This window comes from Streptomyces sp. NBC_00637, assembly GCF_045161545.1.
Lineage (GTDB): Bacteria > Actinomycetota > Actinomycetes > Streptomycetales > Streptomycetaceae > Streptomyces.
The window spans coordinates 6,873,215-6,889,424 of record NZ_CP109046.1; the positions used below are offsets into that span (position 1 = coordinate 6,873,215).

The 16,210-nt window shown below is 72.2% G+C and carries 13 protein-coding genes; 9 read left to right on the forward strand and 4 right to left on the reverse strand.

The window, feature by feature from the left end; genetic code table 11:
* Positions 1-183: 183 nt before the first annotated feature.
* The 4 genes from tatA to OG440_RS30230 all read left to right on the forward strand — a co-directional run bounded on the left by tatA (position 184) and on the right by OG440_RS30230 (position 5,318).
* A complete protein-coding gene (gene tatA / locus OG440_RS30215; RefSeq protein WP_057607030.1) occupies positions 184-471 on the forward strand; it encodes a Sec-independent protein translocase subunit TatA in 288 nt (95 codons plus the stop codon).
* Between the two features lie 47 nt (positions 472-518).
* Positions 519-1,478 (forward strand): twin-arginine translocase subunit TatC, encoded by a 960-nt coding sequence (gene tatC, locus OG440_RS30220; RefSeq protein WP_406009929.1) that lies wholly within the window; start codon positions 519-521, stop codon positions 1,476-1,478.
* A gap of 31 nt (positions 1,479-1,509) precedes the next feature.
* On the forward strand, positions 1,510-2,400 hold the full coding sequence (locus tag OG440_RS30225) for a diacylglycerol kinase (protein WP_406009930.1): 891 nt from the start codon (positions 1,510-1,512) through the stop codon (positions 2,398-2,400).
* 62 nt (positions 2,401-2,462) lie between these two features.
* Positions 2,463-5,318 carry a DEAD/DEAH box helicase gene (locus tag OG440_RS30230; protein ID WP_406009931.1) on the forward strand — a complete coding sequence of 952 codons (2,856 nt, stop codon included), beginning with the start codon at positions 2,463-2,465 and terminating at the stop codon, positions 5,316-5,318.
* 90 nt (positions 5,319-5,408) lie between these two features.
* Here OG440_RS30230 and atzF read toward each other — a convergent pair whose 3' ends face one another.
* From atzF to OG440_RS30250, 4 genes are read right to left on the reverse strand one after another with little or no spacing between them, the layout of a single operon-like run.
* Positions 5,409-7,064: an allophanate hydrolase gene (gene atzF, locus OG440_RS30235; RefSeq protein WP_406009932.1), complete on the reverse strand. Its 1,656-nt coding sequence runs from the start codon at positions 7,062-7,064 to the stop codon at positions 5,409-5,411.
* 36 nt (positions 7,065-7,100) lie between these two features.
* Positions 7,101-10,613 carry a 5-oxoprolinase/urea amidolyase family protein gene (locus OG440_RS30240; protein ID WP_406009933.1) on the reverse strand — a complete coding sequence of 1,171 codons (3,513 nt, stop codon included), beginning with the start codon at positions 10,611-10,613 and terminating at the stop codon, positions 7,101-7,103.
* Entirely contained in the window at positions 10,610-11,218 is a 609-nt protein-coding gene (locus OG440_RS30245; protein WP_406009934.1) for an urea amidolyase associated protein UAAP2, read from the reverse strand. The genes OG440_RS30240 and OG440_RS30245 overlap by 4 nt, the downstream gene beginning before the upstream one ends.
* A complete protein-coding gene (locus OG440_RS30250) occupies positions 11,215-12,042 on the reverse strand; it encodes an urea amidolyase associated protein UAAP1 (protein WP_406009935.1) in 828 nt (275 codons plus the stop codon). The genes OG440_RS30245 and OG440_RS30250 overlap by 4 nt, the downstream gene beginning before the upstream one ends.
* Before the next feature lie 184 nt (positions 12,043-12,226).
* Between OG440_RS30250 and OG440_RS30255 the strand changes: the two genes are divergently transcribed.
* From OG440_RS30255 to OG440_RS30275, 5 genes are all read left to right on the forward strand, one after another.
* Complete coding sequence (locus tag OG440_RS30255; protein WP_406009936.1) at positions 12,227-12,853, forward strand: TetR/AcrR family transcriptional regulator; 627 nt, start codon at positions 12,227-12,229, stop codon at positions 12,851-12,853.
* 279 nt (positions 12,854-13,132) lie between these two features.
* Complete coding sequence (locus OG440_RS30260) at positions 13,133-14,761, forward strand: sensor histidine kinase (protein ID WP_406009937.1); 1,629 nt, start codon at positions 13,133-13,135, stop codon at positions 14,759-14,761.
* A complete protein-coding gene (locus OG440_RS30265) occupies positions 14,758-15,165 on the forward strand; it encodes a roadblock/LC7 domain-containing protein (RefSeq protein WP_062646899.1) in 408 nt (135 codons plus the stop codon). The genes OG440_RS30260 and OG440_RS30265 overlap by 4 nt, the downstream gene beginning before the upstream one ends.
* The gene (locus tag OG440_RS30270; protein WP_406009938.1) at positions 15,162-15,599 is read left to right on the forward strand and encodes a DUF742 domain-containing protein; all 438 of its coding nucleotides are present in this window, start codon (positions 15,162-15,164) and stop codon (positions 15,597-15,599) included. The genes OG440_RS30265 and OG440_RS30270 overlap by 4 nt, the downstream gene beginning before the upstream one ends.
* Positions 15,580-16,200 (forward strand): GTP-binding protein, encoded by a 621-nt coding sequence (locus OG440_RS30275; protein WP_406009939.1) that lies wholly within the window; start codon positions 15,580-15,582, stop codon positions 16,198-16,200. Before OG440_RS30270 ends, OG440_RS30275 begins: the two co-directional genes overlap by 20 nt.
* Positions 16,201-16,210 lie beyond the last annotated feature (10 nt).

Genomic DNA, 16,210 nt, shown 5'->3' on the forward strand with positions numbered 1-16,210 from the left:
CGGGTACGCTGCTGGTCGCGGTCCGGAGAACGAGGCCCGGACCGCGGACCGGGAGTACGCACGGGGATTGCCTCACGTTTACCCCTGAGCGTTACGATCGCTGTCAACACGATCGTTCGGACATGCGTCCGACCGGTCGGACGGCAACCCACCCCCGCAGCCTCGGTGAGAAGGTAAAGACTTATGTTCGGAAGGCTCGGCGCCCCCGAGATCATTCTCATCCTCGTCGTCGTCATCCTGCTGTTCGGCGCCAAGAAGCTTCCCGACATGGCGCGCTCGCTCGGCAAGTCCGCTCGGATCCTCAAGAGCGAGGCCAAGGCGATGAAGGAAGACGGCAGCAGCACGGCCACCCCGGCCGGCCCGCCCAACGACGGCGAGCAGCCCCCGGCTCAGCGCACCATCCAGGCCGCCCCCGGCGACGTGACCAGCTCCCGTCCGGTCAGCGAGCCGACGGACACGACCAAGCGCTGACGCAGGGCCGGTGACCTCCGGCCCGCCGCACGAGATGGGAACGTGGGTTGCTGAAGCCTGCCCGCAAACAGGAGAAGGACCCCGAGGGGCGGATGCCCCTCGCGGATCATCTTCGTGAGCTCCGCAACCGGCTCGCGAAGGCGATGCTGGCCATCGTCGTCGTGACGGTCGTAGCCGCCTTCTTCTACAACGACATCATCAACTTCCTCACCAAGCCGATCCTCGACTCGGTCGGCTGCGGGAAGACTTTCGAAGAGATCGCGGGCCAGCTCAACTCCGGCGACTCCACCAACAAGTGCGCGAGCATCACGATCAACGGTCTGCTCGCGCCCTTCACGCTGGCCCTCCAGGTCTCCCTGATGGCCGGAGTCGTCTTCGCCTCGCCGGTCTGGCTCTACCAGCTGTGGGCCTTCATCGCTCCCGGCCTGCACAACCACGAGCGCAGGTACGCCTACGCGTTCGTCGGCATGGGTGCCCCGCTCTTCATCGGCGGCGGCTACTTCGCCTACCGCGTGCTGCCGACCACCGCGAAGGTGCTGATCGACTTCACCCCGGGCGGCGTCAGCAACCTGCTGCCGCTGGACGACCTGCTCCAGCTCGTCACGCGCATGGTCGTCGTCTTCGGCCTCTCCTTCGAGCTGCCGTTGCTGCTGGTCTTCCTCAACCTCACCGGCATGGTCACCGGCAGGCGCATGCTCGGCTGGTGGCGAGCCATGATCATCGGCATCACGGTGTTCGCCGCCGTGGCCACGCCCAGCACCGACCCCATCTCGATGCTGGCGCTCGCCGGGCCGATCTGGATCCTGTACTTCGGCGCCACCGCCTTCTCGCTGCTGAACGACCGCCGCAGGCGCCGGCGTGACGCGCTGGGCCCCGCCGACGACGAGGCCTCCGAGCTGGACCTCAGCCCCGAGGCCATCGGCGAGGTCGAGTCGGTCACCGCGAGCCGCGCGCTGCCGGAACAGACCAGCACGGACCGTGTCAACGGTTATGACGACGTGACCTGAGAGGCGTCGGAGAGCTCTTAAGGTCATCCCCGTGACCAGCGAGATCACCCTCTTCGTCAACCCAGCGGCGGGCCGCGGCCGGGGCGCTCACGCAGCGCCGCCGGCCGCTTCCGCGTTGCGGGCGGCAGGCTACACCGTGCACACGATCCTCGGCGTGAACCCCGAGGACGCCCTCGCACGCGCGCGCGCCGCCGTCGCCGGCGGCACCGGCGCCCTGATCGCCGTCGGCGGCGACGGAGTGGCGCACCTCGCGCTCCAGGCCGTCGCCGGCACCCGCACCCCGCTCGGCCTCGTGGCCGCCGGTACCGGCAACGACTTCGCCCGCGCCCTCGGTCTGCCCGTCCGTGATCCGGCCGCCGCGGCCCGGCTCGTCGCCGACGCCCTCAAGGGCGCCCGGATCCGCGACCTCGACCTCGGCCTTGTGGGCGACCGCTGGTTCGGCACCGTCCTGGCCTCCGGCTTCGACTCCCGCGTCAACGACCGGGGCAACCGCATGCGCTGGCCCACCGGCCGCGCCCGGTACGACCTCGCGATGCTCGCCGAACTGGCCGCGTTCCGCCCGTTCCCGTACCGGATCACGCTCGACGACGGAGCCGTCCGGGAGGTCGAGGCCACCCTGGTGGCCGTCGGCAACGGGACCTCCTACGGCGGCGGGATGCGGATCTGCCCCGGCGCCGACCTGACCGACGGACTGTTCGACGTCACGGTCGTGGGGGACTGCCGCCGGACGACGCTGCTGCGGGTGTTCCCGAAGGTGTACCGGGGGACGCACATCGACCATCCGAAGGTCACCGTGTTCCGGGCGGCGAAGGTCGGGATCGCCGCCGCGGGCGTCTCGGGATACGCGGACGGGGAGCGGCTCGGGGAGCTGCCGCTCACCGCGCGGTGCGTGCCGGGCGCGGTGCGGGTCATCGGCCCCTGAGACGGGCCGTCGTGCGCCCGTGAGCTGGGCGTACCGAGGTTTGCCGGCACCGGATCCGGATAATGATCGTCCTGTTGTCAGTGCGGCCCGGTACGCTCGAAAGCACGATGACAGAGGATCTCTCACCGGCCGAGCGGTACGCGGCAGCACGTAAGCGCGCCGTCGAGCAGGCCACCGCGCTCGCGTCCTTCCGCGAGATGTACGACTTCGGTCTCGACCCCTTCCAGATCGAGTCCTGCCAGGCACTCGAGGCGGGCAAGGGCGTCCTGGTGGCCGCCCCCACCGGCTCGGGCAAGACGATCGTGGGCGAGTTCGCCGTCCACCTCGCTCTGCAACAGGGCAAGAAGTGCTTCTACACGACGCCCATCAAGGCGCTGTCGAACCAGAAGTACTCCGACCTGTGCCGGCGGTACGGCAGCGACAAGGTGGGTCTGCTCACCGGCGACAACAGCGTCAACTCCGAAGCCCCGGTGGTCGTGATGACCACCGAGGTGCTGCGGAACATGCTGTACGCCGGCTCGCAGACCCTCCTCGGCCTCGGGTACGTGGTGATGGACGAGGTGCACTACCTCTCCGACCGCTTCCGGGGCGCCGTCTGGGAAGAGGTGATCATCCACCTCCCCGAGTCGGTCACCCTGGTCTCGCTGTCGGCGACCGTGTCCAACGCCGAGGAGTTCGGCGACTGGCTGGACACCGTGCGCGGCGACACCGAGGTGATCGTCTCCGAGCACCGGCCCGTGCCGCTGTTCCAGCACGTGCTCGCCGGGCGGCGGATGTACGACCTGTTCGAGGAGGGCGAGGGCCAGCGCAGAGCCGTCAACCCCGACCTCTCGCGGCTGGCCCGCATGGAGGCGAGCCGGCCCTCGTACCAGGACCGCAGGCGCGGCCGCAACATGCGCGAGGCCGACCGCGAGCGGGAGCGCAGACAGCGGTCCCGGGTGTGGACTCCGGGACGGCCGGAGGTCATCGAGCGGCTCGACGCCGCCGGGCTGCTGCCCGCCATCACGTTCATCTTCAGCCGTGCCGCCTGCGAGGCCGCCGTCCAGCAGTGCCTGCACGCGGGGCTGCGGCTGAACGACGAGGACGCGCGGGCCGAGGTCCGCGCCCTGGTCGAGGAGCGCACCGCCGCCATCCCTCACGAGGACCTGCACGTCCTCGGCTACTACGAGTGGCTGGAGGGCCTGGAGCGAGGCATCGCCGCGCACCACGCGGGCATGCTGCCGACCTTCAAGGAGGTCGTCGAGGAGCTGTTCGTGCGCGGCCTGGTCAAGGCCGTCTTCGCGACCGAGACCCTCGCGCTCGGCATCAACATGCCCGCCCGCTCGGTGGTCCTGGAGAAACTCGTCAAGTGGAACGGCGAGCAGCACGCCGACATCACACCCGGTGAGTACACGCAGCTCACCGGTCGTGCGGGCCGGCGGGGCATCGACGTCGAGGGGCACGCCGTCGTGCTGTGGCAGCGCGCGATGAGCCCCGAGCACCTCGCCGGGCTCGCGGGCACCCGCACCTATCCGCTGCGCTCCAGCTTCAAGCCGTCGTACAACATGGCGGTCAACCTGGTCGAGCAGTTCGGACGGCACCGCTCGCGCGAGCTGCTGGAGACGTCGTTCGCGCAGTTCCAGGCCGACCGGTCGGTGGTCGGGATCTCCCGGCAGGTGCAGCGCAACGAAGAGGGCCTCGAGGGCTACAAGGCCTCCATGACCTGCCACCTCGGCGACTTCGACGAGTACGCGCGGCTGCGCCGCGACCTCAAGGACCGCGAGACCGAACTGGCCAAACAGGGCGCCAGCCAGCGGCGCACCGAGGCAGCCGTGGCCCTGGAGAAGCTGAAGCCGGGGGACGTCATCCATGTGCCCACCGGCAAGTACGCCGGGCTGGCGCTGGTGCTCGACCCGGGCCTGCCCGCCGGCCGGAGCAACGGCCACCGCGGCTTCGAGCAGCACGACGGGCCGCGCCCCCTGGTCCTCACCGCCGAGCGGCAGGTCAAGCGGCTGGCCTCGATGGACTTCCCGGTGCCGGTCGAGGCGCTGGACCGGATGCGGATCCCGAAGTCGTTCAACGCGCGTTCGCCGCAGTCCCGCCGCGATCTCGCCTCCGCGCTGCGCACCAAGGCCGGGCACATCCCGCCGGAGCGGGCGCGCAAGCAGCGCTCGCAGGCCGCCGACGACCGTGAGATCGCCCGGCTGCGCACCGCGATCCGCGCGCACCCCTGCCACGGCTGCTCCGACCGTGAGGACCACGCCCGCTGGGCCGAGCGCTACCACCGGTTGCTGCGGGACACCTCGCAGCTGGAGCGTCGTATCGAGGGACGCACCAACACGATCGCCCGTACGTTCGACCGGATCGTGGCGCTGCTGACCGAGCTCGACTATCTGCGGGGCAACGAGGTCACCGAGCACGGCAAGCGCCTCGCCCGGCTCTACGGCGAGCTCGACCTGCTCGCCAGCGAATGCCTGCGCGAAGGCGTGTGGGAGGGGCTGGCCCCCGCCGAACTGGCGGCCTGCGTCTCGGCGTTGGTCTACGAGTCGCGGGCCGGGGACGACGCCATGGCGCCGAAGCTGCCCTCGGGCAAGGCGAAGGCCGCGCTCGGCGAGATGGTGCGCATCTGGGGCCGGCTGGACGCCCTGGAGGAGGACTTCCGGATCAGCCAGACCGAGGGCGTGGGACAGCGCGAGCCCGATCTCGGCTTCGCCTGGTCGGCCTACATGTGGGCTTCCGGCAAGAGCCTCGACGAGGTGCTGCGCGAGGCGGAGATGCCCGCAGGCGACTTCGTGCGGTGGTGCAAGCAGGTCATCGACGTACTGGGGCAGATCGCGGCGGCGCCCGTCTCCCGAGAGGGCTCGACGGTGGCGAAGAACGCCCGCAAGGCGGTCGACGAGCTGCTGCGGGGGGTTGTCGCCTACTCGTCCGTGGGGTGATCTCGTCCGGCGGGTGCGGGGAGCGCGGGGCCGGTCGCGCGGCGGAGCCGCACGGCGCTGCGGCCCCGCGCCCGTCGGTGGCCGCCCGGCTCAGCGTCGGTCGAGATACGCGCGCCAGCCGCCGTACGCGGTGATGTCCCGCGTGTCGCCGAGGGCGCCCGGCTCGCACAGGAAGCCCGGGACCCGGGTGTCGTCGGCGAGTTCGACGCTGCCGAGGGCCATCGGGCGGGGGAGTGCGGCGAGCAGGCTGCCGAGACCCTCCGCCGGGAGGCGCCAGATCTCCACCTCGATCGCGGCGCCGCCCTCGCCCACGTGCAGGAGACCCGGCTTGGGCGGGGCCGTGCGCAGGGCGTGCAGGCGGTAGACCGGGGCCGTCGTCGTCGTATGGTCCAGCACCGCGCCCAGGGACAGCAGTTGGGGGTTGAGGGGCTGGCCGGTCAGATGGGCGCCCGCCACCGCCACGGACACCTCGGGGCGCAGCAGGTCCGCGATCCTGGCCAGTCGGTCGTCCGTGAAGGCCGGGCCGACCAGCATCACGCCGAAGGGCAGGCCGTTCACCTCCCCGGCCGGGACGGCGACGGCCGCCAGGTCGAAGAGGTTGGTGGAGTTGGTGAACCGGCCCAGGCGGGCGTTGGCGCCCAGCGGGTCGGCCGCGACCTCGGCGAGGGTCGGGTGACCTGGGGCGGTGGGCAGCAACAGGGCGTCCGAATGCGCCAGTTCGGCCAGGGCGCGGGAGCGCAGCGCCGCCAGGCGCTCGGCGTCCGTGTAGAGCCGGTGGGCCGGGATGTCCCGGGCCCGGGTGATGATGCCCGCGACCGTCGGGTCCAGGCCCTCGCCGCCCTCCGCGGTCAACTTGTCGACGAATTCACCCACGGCGGTGTACCGCTCGGCGACGAACGCGCCCTCGTAGAGCATCGCGGCGGCCTCGGTGAACGCGGTGAGGTCGATGTCGCGGATCTCGGCGCCGGCCGCCGCGAGCCGCCCCACCGCCGCCCGGTAGGCCGCCGCCCAGCCCTCGTCCAGCTCGCCCAGCTGATCGAGGGGCGGGACCGCGATCCGCCAGGGGCCGGGGGCGCGGGCGGGAAGTGAGGGAAGGGCGCGGCCGGCCGGCGACGCCAGGTGGGCCAGGGCCCGCTCCGCCTCGGGCAGGGTGCGGGCGAACACCGTCACACAGTCGATCGAGGCACAGGCCGGGACGACCCCCTCCGTGGGGACCAGACCGCGGGTGGGCTTGAGGCCGACGATGCCGTTGAAGGCGGCCGGGACCCGCCCCGAACCCGCCGTGTCCGTACCCAGGGCGAGGTCGGCGATGCCCAGGGCCACCGCGACAGCCGATCCGGAGCTGGAGCCGCCGCTCACCCGCGAGGGGTCGACGGCATTGCGGACCGCGCCGTGCGGGGAGCGGGTGCCGACCAGGCCGGTCGCGAACTGGTCCAGGTTCGTGGTGCCCAGCACCAGCGCGCCCGCCGCACGCAGCCGGGCGACGGCCGGGGCGTCGTCGGTGGGCCGGTAGGCGTACGCCGGGCAGCCCGCGGTGGTGGGCAGTCCGGCCACGTCGATGTTCCCCTTGACGGCGAGCAGCCGGCCGGCGAGAGGGAGACGTTCGCCCCGTGCCAGCCGTTCGTCGAGCGTTTGGGCCTCCGCCTCGACCTCCGCCGGCGGACGGAGGTCGATCCAGATCTCCGGGCGGTCGGTTGCCTCGATGCGGGCGTAGGCGGCGCGGACGCGGGAGACGGTGGTGGACATGCGTGCTCCTTGCATGGTGTCGGGTGGGCCGGCGCGTCAGCTCGCGGCCGGGGCCAGGACGAGCAGTGCCGTCCCCGCCTCGACCTGGTCGCCGGGTCGGGCCAGGACCTGTGCCACCACGCCGTCGGCCGGCGCGTGCACCCTGGACTCCATCTTCATCGCCTCCAGGGCGAGCAGCGGCTGCCCCGCCGTCACCTCGTCGCCCGGCGACACGTTCACCTGCCAGACGGAGGCGGCGAACTCGGCCTCGACCAGGCGGCCGCCCGGCGGTACCGCGACCTCGGCCGGGGCGGCGGGCGGCGCCTCGGCGGCCGCCGCCCGGGTGAACTCGCCGGCCGCCTCCCAGGCGTCCCGTTCCGCGGCGAACGCCGTCTGCTGACGCGACCTGAACTCCGCTATGGGGTCGGCGTGTTCGGCGAGGAAGGCCTGGTACTCGGCGAGCGAGAAGGTGCCCTCCTCGATGTGCGGCACGAAGCGGCCCGAGATGATGTCGGCCCGCAGTTCGAGGAGTTCGTCGGGCTCGACGGGATACCAGCGGATCCGGTCGAAAAAACGCAGCAGCCAGGGCGAGCCCGGTGCGAACGCGCCGCGCTGCTGCCAGGGCGACCACACCTGGGTGGTCCGGCCCACGAACTGGTAGCCGCCGGGCCCCTCCATGCCGTAGACGCAGAGGTACGCCCCGCCGATGCCCACCGAGTTCTCGGCCGTCCAGGTGCGGGCGGGGTTGTACTTCGTCGTCACCAGGCGGTGGCGCGGGTCGAGGGGGGTGGCGACCGGGGCGCCCAGGTAGACGTCCCCCAGCCCCAGGACCAGGTACTCCGCGGCGAACACCGTGTGGTAGACGTCGGCCACCGTGTCCAGGCCGTTGACCCGGCGGATGAACTCGATGTTCCAGGGGCACCAGGGGGCGTCGTCGCGGACGCCCGCCATGTAGCGGGCGATGGCCTCGCGGGTCGCGGGGTCGTCCCAGGACAACGGCAGGTGCACGGTGCGGGAGGGGACGACCAGTTCGTCCGAGGGCGGCAGCGCTGCCGTCATCTCCCGCACCACCGCGAGGAGTTCGGGTTGGGGGAGGCGGCCGGGGTCCGTCCGGATCTGGAGGGAGCGGATGCCCGGGGTGAGCTCGGTGACGCCGGTCGGATCCGCCGCGGCCACCGCCTCCATCAGCGCGTGGACCCGCATGCGCAGCGCCAGGTCCAGCTGGAGCGGTCCGAACTCCACCAGCAGGTTGTCGTCGCCGCTGCGCCGGTAGGTCACGTCGCCGTCCCGGGCCAGCACGCCCCCGTCGACGATCTCGCGGCGCGCGGCGCCGTCCACGTCCACCGGCGCGAAGCGGACCGTGTCGCCCGGGCGCAGCTGACCCAGCTTCCAGCGCTCGGAGCTGAGCACCGTCGCCGGGCACACGAACCCGCCGAGGGAGGGGCCGTCCGGGCCGAGCAGCACCGGCATGTCGCCGGTGTAGTCGACGGCGCCGACGGAATAGGGGGTGTCGTGGATGTTGGACGGGTGCAGACCCGCCTCGCCGCCGTCGGTGCGGGCCCAGCGCGGCTTGGGCCCGACCAGCCGCACACCGGTGCGGGCCGAGTTGAAGTGGACCTTCCAGTCGGCGGCGTAGAAGTCGCGGATGTCGTCCTCGGTGAAGAACTCCGGTGCCGCGTGCGGGCCTTCGACCGCGCCGAGGTGCCAGACCGGGCCGAACTCCGGGCGGTCCGGGACGGGCACGGCGGTGCCCTCGACGACCGTCCCGCCGTGCAGGACGTCACCCGTGCGCAGCGCCCGCCCGCCGTGGCCGCCGAACCGGCCCAGCGTGAACGTGCTCGCGCTGCCCAGGAAGGCTGGCACCTCAAGTCCGCCCGCGAACAGGACGTACGTCCGCAGGCCGTGCTCGCCGGGCGCGCCGATCTCCAGCAGGGCTCCGGCCGGCACGGTCACCGGCTCCCACCGGGCCACCGCCGTACCGTCCACGGTGACCGGGGCCGGCGCGCCCGTCACGCACACCGTGGTGGCGTGGGTGAAGCGCAGGGCCGGGCCCTGGAGGGTGCACTCCAGGCCCGGGGCGCCCTCGGGGTTGCCGAGTGCCCGGTTGCCGAGGCGGAACGAGCGGTCGTCCATGGGGCCGGACGGCGGGACGCCGACCTGCCAGTGGCCGGTGCGGCCGGGCCAGTCCTGCACGGTGGTGAGCGTGCCGCCGGAGACGACCTCGACGCGGGGGGTCGGGTCGGTGACGGTGGCGAGGGTCGCCGTCGAGTGGGCCGCCGTCACGAACCGGGAGTCCGACAGCGCCGCCCGGACCAGCCCGAGGTTCGTCTCGATGCCGTCGACGCGGGTGCGGGCGAGCGCCTCGTCGAGGCGGCGCAGCGCGTCGTCCCGGTCCGAGCCGTGGGCGATCACCTTCGCGAGCATCGGGTCGTACGACGTGGTCACCTCGGTGCCCGTCTCCACCCAGCCGTCGACGCGCACCCCGGCCGGGAACGCGACCCGGGTCAACAGGCCCGCGCCGGGCCGGTGGTCGCGGCGGGGGTCCTCGGCGTAGACGCGTGCCTCGACGGCGTGGCCGCGGGGCGGGCCGGGGTCGCGCACGACGTCCCGCTCGCCGCGCGCCAGGCGCAGCATCCAGGCGACCAGGTCGACGCCGTAGATCTCCTCGGTGACCGGATGCTCCACCTGGAGGCGGGTGTTGACCTCCAGGAAGTACGCCTCCTCGCGGGCGGCGTCGTAGACGAACTCGACGGTGCCGGCGGAGCGGTAGCCGACCGAGGCGCACAAGTCGTGTGCGCTCGAAGCGAGTTGCTTCCGGGTCCGCGCGGGCAGGCCGGGGGCCGGGGCCTCTTCCACGACCTTCTGGTTGCGGCGCTGCAGGGAGCAGTCCCGGTCGCCGAGGACGACGACCTTTCCCGCGCCGTCGCCGAAGACCTGCACCTCGACATGGCGGGCGTGCTCCACGAGCCGTTCCAGGAAGACACCGGCGGTGGAGAAGGAGGCGGCGGCGACGCGCTGGACGCGTTCCCAGGCGTCGGTCAGTTCGGCGGCCGAGCGACAGGCCGACATGCCGATCCCGCCGCCTCCGCCGGTGGCCTTGAGCATGACGGGATAACCGATGAGCCGGGCCTGTTCCAGCGCCTCGGGCAGGTCCGCCAGGAGTCCGGTGCCGGGGGCCAGCGGCACCCCCGCCGCCTCGGCCGCCGCCCGCGCGGTGTGCTTGGCGCCGAACAGCTCCAGCTGCTCGGGTGTCGGACCGACGAAGACGATGCCGGCGTCGGCGCAGCGGCGCGCGAAGGCGGCGTCCTCGGAGAGGAAGCCGTAGCCCGGGTGGATCGCGCCCGCGCCGGTGTCCTTGGCCGCGCCCAGGACCAGGTCGGGGTCGAGGTACGACTCCTTCGCGGGGGCCGGGCCGAGCCGTACGGCCTCGTCGGCGAGCCGGACGTGGGGTGCCGAGCGGTCGGGGTCGGAGTACACCGCGACCGTGCGCAGGCCCAGTTCGCGGGCGGTGCGGATGATCCGGACGGCTATCTCGCCGCGGTTGGCGATCAGGAGCTTGTCGAAGGTCATGCGCCGCCCGCCTCGCTGATCGTCATCTCCACCGCCGTCGGCTCGAAGCCGTTGCACGGGTTGTTGATCTGAGGGCAGTTGGAGACCAGGACGAGGACGTCCCGGTCGGCGCGGAGCGTGAGCGAGAGGCCCGGCGCGGAGAGCCCGTCGACGATGCCGAGGGTGCCGTCCTTCTCGACGGGCACGTTCATGTACCAGTTGATGTTGGAGACCAGGTCCCGCTTGCCGAGGCCGTGCCGGGCGCCCTCGGCGAGGAAGTTGTCCACGCACGCGTGCTGCGCGTAGGTGTGGTGGCCGTAGCGCAGGGTGTTGGACTCCTTGGAGCAGGCTCCGCCGACGGTGTCGTGGCGGCCCACGCCGTCGGCCGTCACCGTCATCAGCGCGGTGTGCTCGTTGGACATCAGCACACTGCCCGTGGTGAGGAAGATGCCGCCCTGGGCGTGGATCGTGTCGGGCGCGCTGTAGCGCACGGACGTGTCGTGGGCGTCGTACACGAGGAAGTCGACGGCCTGGTTGCCGTGCAGGTCGGTGATGGTGAGCGTCTCGCCCTCGCGGACGATCGACGACCAGGAGGCGCGGGCCGCCACCACGGTGCGCGTGCTCATGCGAGCCCCCTCGCGGTGAGGAATTCGGCGGTGTTGAGGAAGGCGCGGCGGCCCTCGGGCGTGGCGTCCCACAGCGCGTCGCCCGGCCGGGTGGGGGCCGCCCGCCAGGCCAGGACCTCCAGCGGGGTGCTGACGTACCCGGGCCGGGGGTCGGCCGGGTGCGGCACGTTGGCGATCAGGACCGTCACGTCCTGTTCGGCGCGCAGGGTGACGCTCCCGCCCGGGCCCGCCGAGCCGGTGAAGTCGAGTGTGCCGTCGTCGCGGACCTCCACCCCCTGAAAGAAGGAGAGCGAGGGCGGCAGGTCGCGGGGCTCCAGACCGTTCTTCGCGGCGGCGAGCTTGAACAGCTCCCGGCCGGCCGGGGAGGCGGACTGCGGGCTGCCGTCGCCGTAGCGCCCGGTGTTGCGCGCGAGGGTGGAGGTGCCGCACAGGGCGTCGTGCCGGCCGGAGGTGTCGGCGACGACCGAGGCGAGGACGCGGCCCTGGTCGGACAGGAGCAGCACACCCTCGCCGAGGTAGGCGTTCCACTGGACCTTGACCGTGTCGGCGACGTTCAGCCGCTCCCAGGGCCGGCCCTCGACGTGGAGCAGCAGATGGGCGCAGGCATCGCCGTGCAGGTCGGTCAGGCGCAGTTCGGTGCCGCGCGCGAGCACCCGGTGGGTGTAGTTGCCGCCCCCGACTGTCTCGGCCCACACCAGGTGGCCGGCCTCGCAGGGCGGGTCCTGCCAGTCCCGGGCCGGGACGACCGGCATGGCCTCGGCGCGGGCCCCCTCCTGTGCCCGGGCGTGGGCCCGCGCTCCGTATGTGGTCGCTGTCGCCGCCATCGCGGACCTCCGCAGCTCGGTTCCATCGCTGTCGCGGTATTTCTGTCGCCCGACAGAAATTAGGTCCGGGGCGGGTCGCCGCCGTTGCCCTTCGGTTGCGGGACGGTTACCGAGTCCTCACCGGGTCGTACGCGCCGGGTCGTCCGAAGATCGCCGGCCGGGGCCGTGTGCGAGGATCGAAGGCATGGGGACGAGCAGCGGACGTCGAGTGGGCCGCCCGCGGGCCGCGCAGCGCCCGGACAGCGGGCTCGCGCCGCGCGCCGAACTGCTCGTGGCCGCCGCGGAGTTGTTCACCACCCGGGGTTACGCCGCCACCACCACCCGGGCCGTCGCCGAACGCGCGGGAATGCGGCAGGCCTCCATGTACCACTACGTCTCCGGCAAGGAGGAGTTGCTCGCCGCGCTGCTGGAGTCGACGGTCACGCCTTCGCTGGCCTGTGCCCGTGAGCTGCTCGCGGACGACACCCGGACGGCCGAGGCCCGGCTGTGGGAGCTGTGCGGCGCCGACGTCGAGCTGCTGTGCGGCGGCTCGCACAACCTCGGCGGCCTCTACCTGCTGCCCGAGGTGCGCACCGAGCGGTTCGCCGGCTTCCATGCCGTGCGTGCCGAACTCAAGGACGCCTACCGCCGGTTGATCGCCGCCACGGCCGCGGGCGGCGCGCTCGCGAAGAGCGCGCTGGATCTCCGTACCGACCTCGTCTTCGGTCTCATCGAGGGCGTCATCCTCGTACACCGCTCGGATCCCGACCGCTCGGTCTCGGAGTTCGCCCGCGCGACCGCCGACGCGGCACTGCGTATCGCGGGGAACTGAACACCGCCCGAGCTGCTCCCGGGGGCCCTTCTCATCCGTCCCGGTGAACCGTTTCGCACATCCGTCCACGGTTACGGATCGTGTTCGAGTGAATGCCGTGGGTGCAAAACGACCGAGGTTACTCCACGTACGGAAGTGGTTTCAGGCGGTTGCGGAATATGACACGGCGATGATCCGGTCGGACTAAGCTCGCCCGCGGCGCACCGAGTTGAGGCGTATTCGTGCGCTTGTTCCCAAACTTCCCGAAGATGCCGACAGATCCCTACAGAGGGTGCCCACATGGTGAGTGTTCAGTCCCCACCCGGTCGCCGAGAACTTCCCTACGCGCGCGTGCTGTTGCTGCCCGCGATACTGATGGCCGCGGCGACCGGAGTCGCTGTCGCCCTGGTGGCGGCGCAGGCCCGGCTCGCCGTCGGCGTCTGCGGAGCCGTCGCGACCCTCCTGGTGACCGCGGTGGGAGCCGAGTCGGTGCGCCGTGGGCGGCGCCTGCGGGAGCTGCGCGCGGAGCGGGACCAGCGCGTCGCGTACCTGGAACGGCGGGTGGCCGGCCACGCGGAGGAGAACCGCCGCCTCGCCGAGGAGTTCGTGCCCAACACGGTGGAGTGGCTGCGGGCCGGAAATTCCCCCAGGGAGGTGATGCGCGACTTCAGCGAGGGGGATCCCGACTTCCGCGACCTCGACGACGCGCAGCGCGCCGTGATCAGGAAGATCCTCGACATCGTCGACCACGAGGAGTCCCTGCGCGACTCCGCCCAGCGGTCGTTCGTCAGCATCGCCCGCCGGGTGCAGGCCATCGTCCACCAGCAGTCCGCCGAACTGCGGGAGATGGAGGAGGACCACGGCCGCAACCCCGAGGTCTTCGACGACCTGCTGCGCATCGACCACGGCACGTCGCTGATCGGCCGCCTCGCCGACTCCATCGGCGTCCTCGGCGGCGGCCGGCCCGGCCGCAACTGGCCCCAGCCCGTGCCGCTGTACAGCGTGCTGCGCGGCGCCATGTCCCGGATCCTGGACTACCGCCGCATCCAGCTGGACTCCATCGCCAAGGTGAACATCCGAGGCCTCTCCGTCGAGCCGCTCATCCACGCGCTCGCCGAACTCCTCGACAACGCCACCCGCTACTCGCCCCCGCAGAGCAAGGTGCACGTCAACGCCGTCGAGGTGCAGACCGGCATCGCCATCGAGATCGAGGACGCCGGCGTCAGCCTCAGCGAAGAGGCCCGCGCCAAGGCCGAACGCATGCTGGAGCAGGCCATGGCGGGCGTCGACATCCAGGACGTCGGAGGCACCCCGCGCCTGGGCCTCGCGGTCGTCGGCCGTCTGTGCACCTCGTTCAACCTGCAGGTCTCGCTGCGCACCTCGGCCTACGGCGGGGTCCGGGCCGTCCTCATCGTGCCGAGCGAGATGCAGACCTCCGATCCCGCCCCCGGCTTCGCGCACGGCATCGGCGCCACCGCCGTACCGCAGATCGACCTGAGCCAGATCGGCGAGGGCCCCAAGCGCCCGCCCAAGAAGCGCCGCCCCACCAACGCGCGTATCCCGGCGGGAGTCTCCCTGACCGACGACGAGGTGCCCGAGGTCACGGAGTGGACCGACCAGGGCTTGCCGCAGCGCCGCAGCAAGGCCACGATCCCGATCACCCAGCGCTACGCCGAGGCCTACGCAGCCCAGGAGGCCGAGCGCCTGGGCAAGCCCGACCCGTTCGCGCAGCGCCGGCCGGAGCCCGAGCCGGAGCCCCAGAAGAAGCGGGAGCCCGGCCTGGCGTTCGAGGCCTTCTGGGAGGGCCTGGTCAAGGCGGCCCCGCCCGGCGTGCACCCCACCGACTTCACCCGCAATCCCAGCGCATATGTGCACCTGCTCGAAGACAAGGCCGCGCCCGAGGCCGACGATGAAGGGGACCTCACGTGATCCAGCAGCGCCAAAACTTCGACTGGCTGCTCAAGGAGCTCTACGACGGGGTCCCGGGCATCGAGATGATCGTGGTCCTCTCGGCCGACGGACTGCGCATCGCCCGCTACGCCGGTGACCCCGACGCCGCCGACCGGGTCGCCGCCGCCTGTGCCGGCCTCCAGAGCCTGGCCGCCGCGGTCGGCCAGGAGATCCATTCGAGCACCGGTGAGATGGACATGGTCGTCATCGATCTGAGCGGCGGCTACTTCTACATGATGTCGGCCGGCGCCAACGCCTATCTCGCCGTCCTCGCCGACGTGCGCTGCGAGGCCAGTCGGATGAGCGGGATGATGCGCGACCTCGTGGTCCGTATCGGGGCCCATCTGACCAGTCCGCCCCGCCGCAACGGGCAGAGCGTATGACTCCTCCGCAACGCCGCCGGCGACAACCCCTGCCGCAACCGCCCCCGCCGCCCCCGCCGCCCCCGCCGCCCTCCAAGGACCCGACCGTGAAGGAGGGGCCCGAGGGGGAGGGCAAGAACCCCGAGCGGCTGTACATCATCACGGGCGCCGACGGTGAGCGCGCACCCGTCGACCTCGTCACGTTGGTCGTGGCGCGTGCCGAACCGCCCTCGTCGGCCACCCCCGAGCAGACGGCGGTGCTGCGGATGTGCGCCGCCCCGCTGTCGGTGGCCGAGATCTCGGCCTACCTCGCCCTGCCGTTCAGCGTGGTGACGGTCCTGCTCACCGAGATGCTGGCGGCCGAACTCGTCCAGGCGCGCGCCCCCATCGTCCGGCAGCAGCTCCCCGACCGTTCCCTTCTCGAAGCGGTGATGCATGGACTTCAACGGCTCTGACACGATCCCCGGCCCACGGGCCGAGGACCATCTGCCGCACACCACCACGGCCGCGGCGAAGATCGTCATCGTGGGCGGCTTCGGCGTCGGCAAGACCACCATGGTCGGTTCCGTCAGCGAGATCAGGCCGCTGACCACCGAGGAGACCATGACCCAGGCGGGTATCGGGGTCGACGACAACTACGGCTCCGAGACCAAGACCGCCACCACCGTGGCCATGGACTTCGGCCGGATCCGCATCACCGAGCAGGTCGTGCTCTACCTCTTCGGCACGCCCGGCCAGGAACGCTTCTGGTTCCTGTGGAACGGCCTGTTCGAGGGCGCGCTCGGCGCGGTCGTCCTGGTCGACACCCGCCGCCTCGAAGTCAGCTTCGAGGTCATGGGCCGGCTCGAGGAGGGCGGCGTGCCGTTCGTCGTCGCCGTCAACACCTTCCCCGACGGGCCCCGTTACCCCGTGGAGGACCTGCGCGCGGCCCTCGACCTGCCGCCCGAGATCCCCATCGTGGAGTGCGACGTCCGCCGCCGCGCCTCCAGCCGTGACGTCCTCATGACCCTCATGCGCTTCCTGCACTCCCTGGCCCTGACCCGCAGCCTCACCTGACCCCGCACGG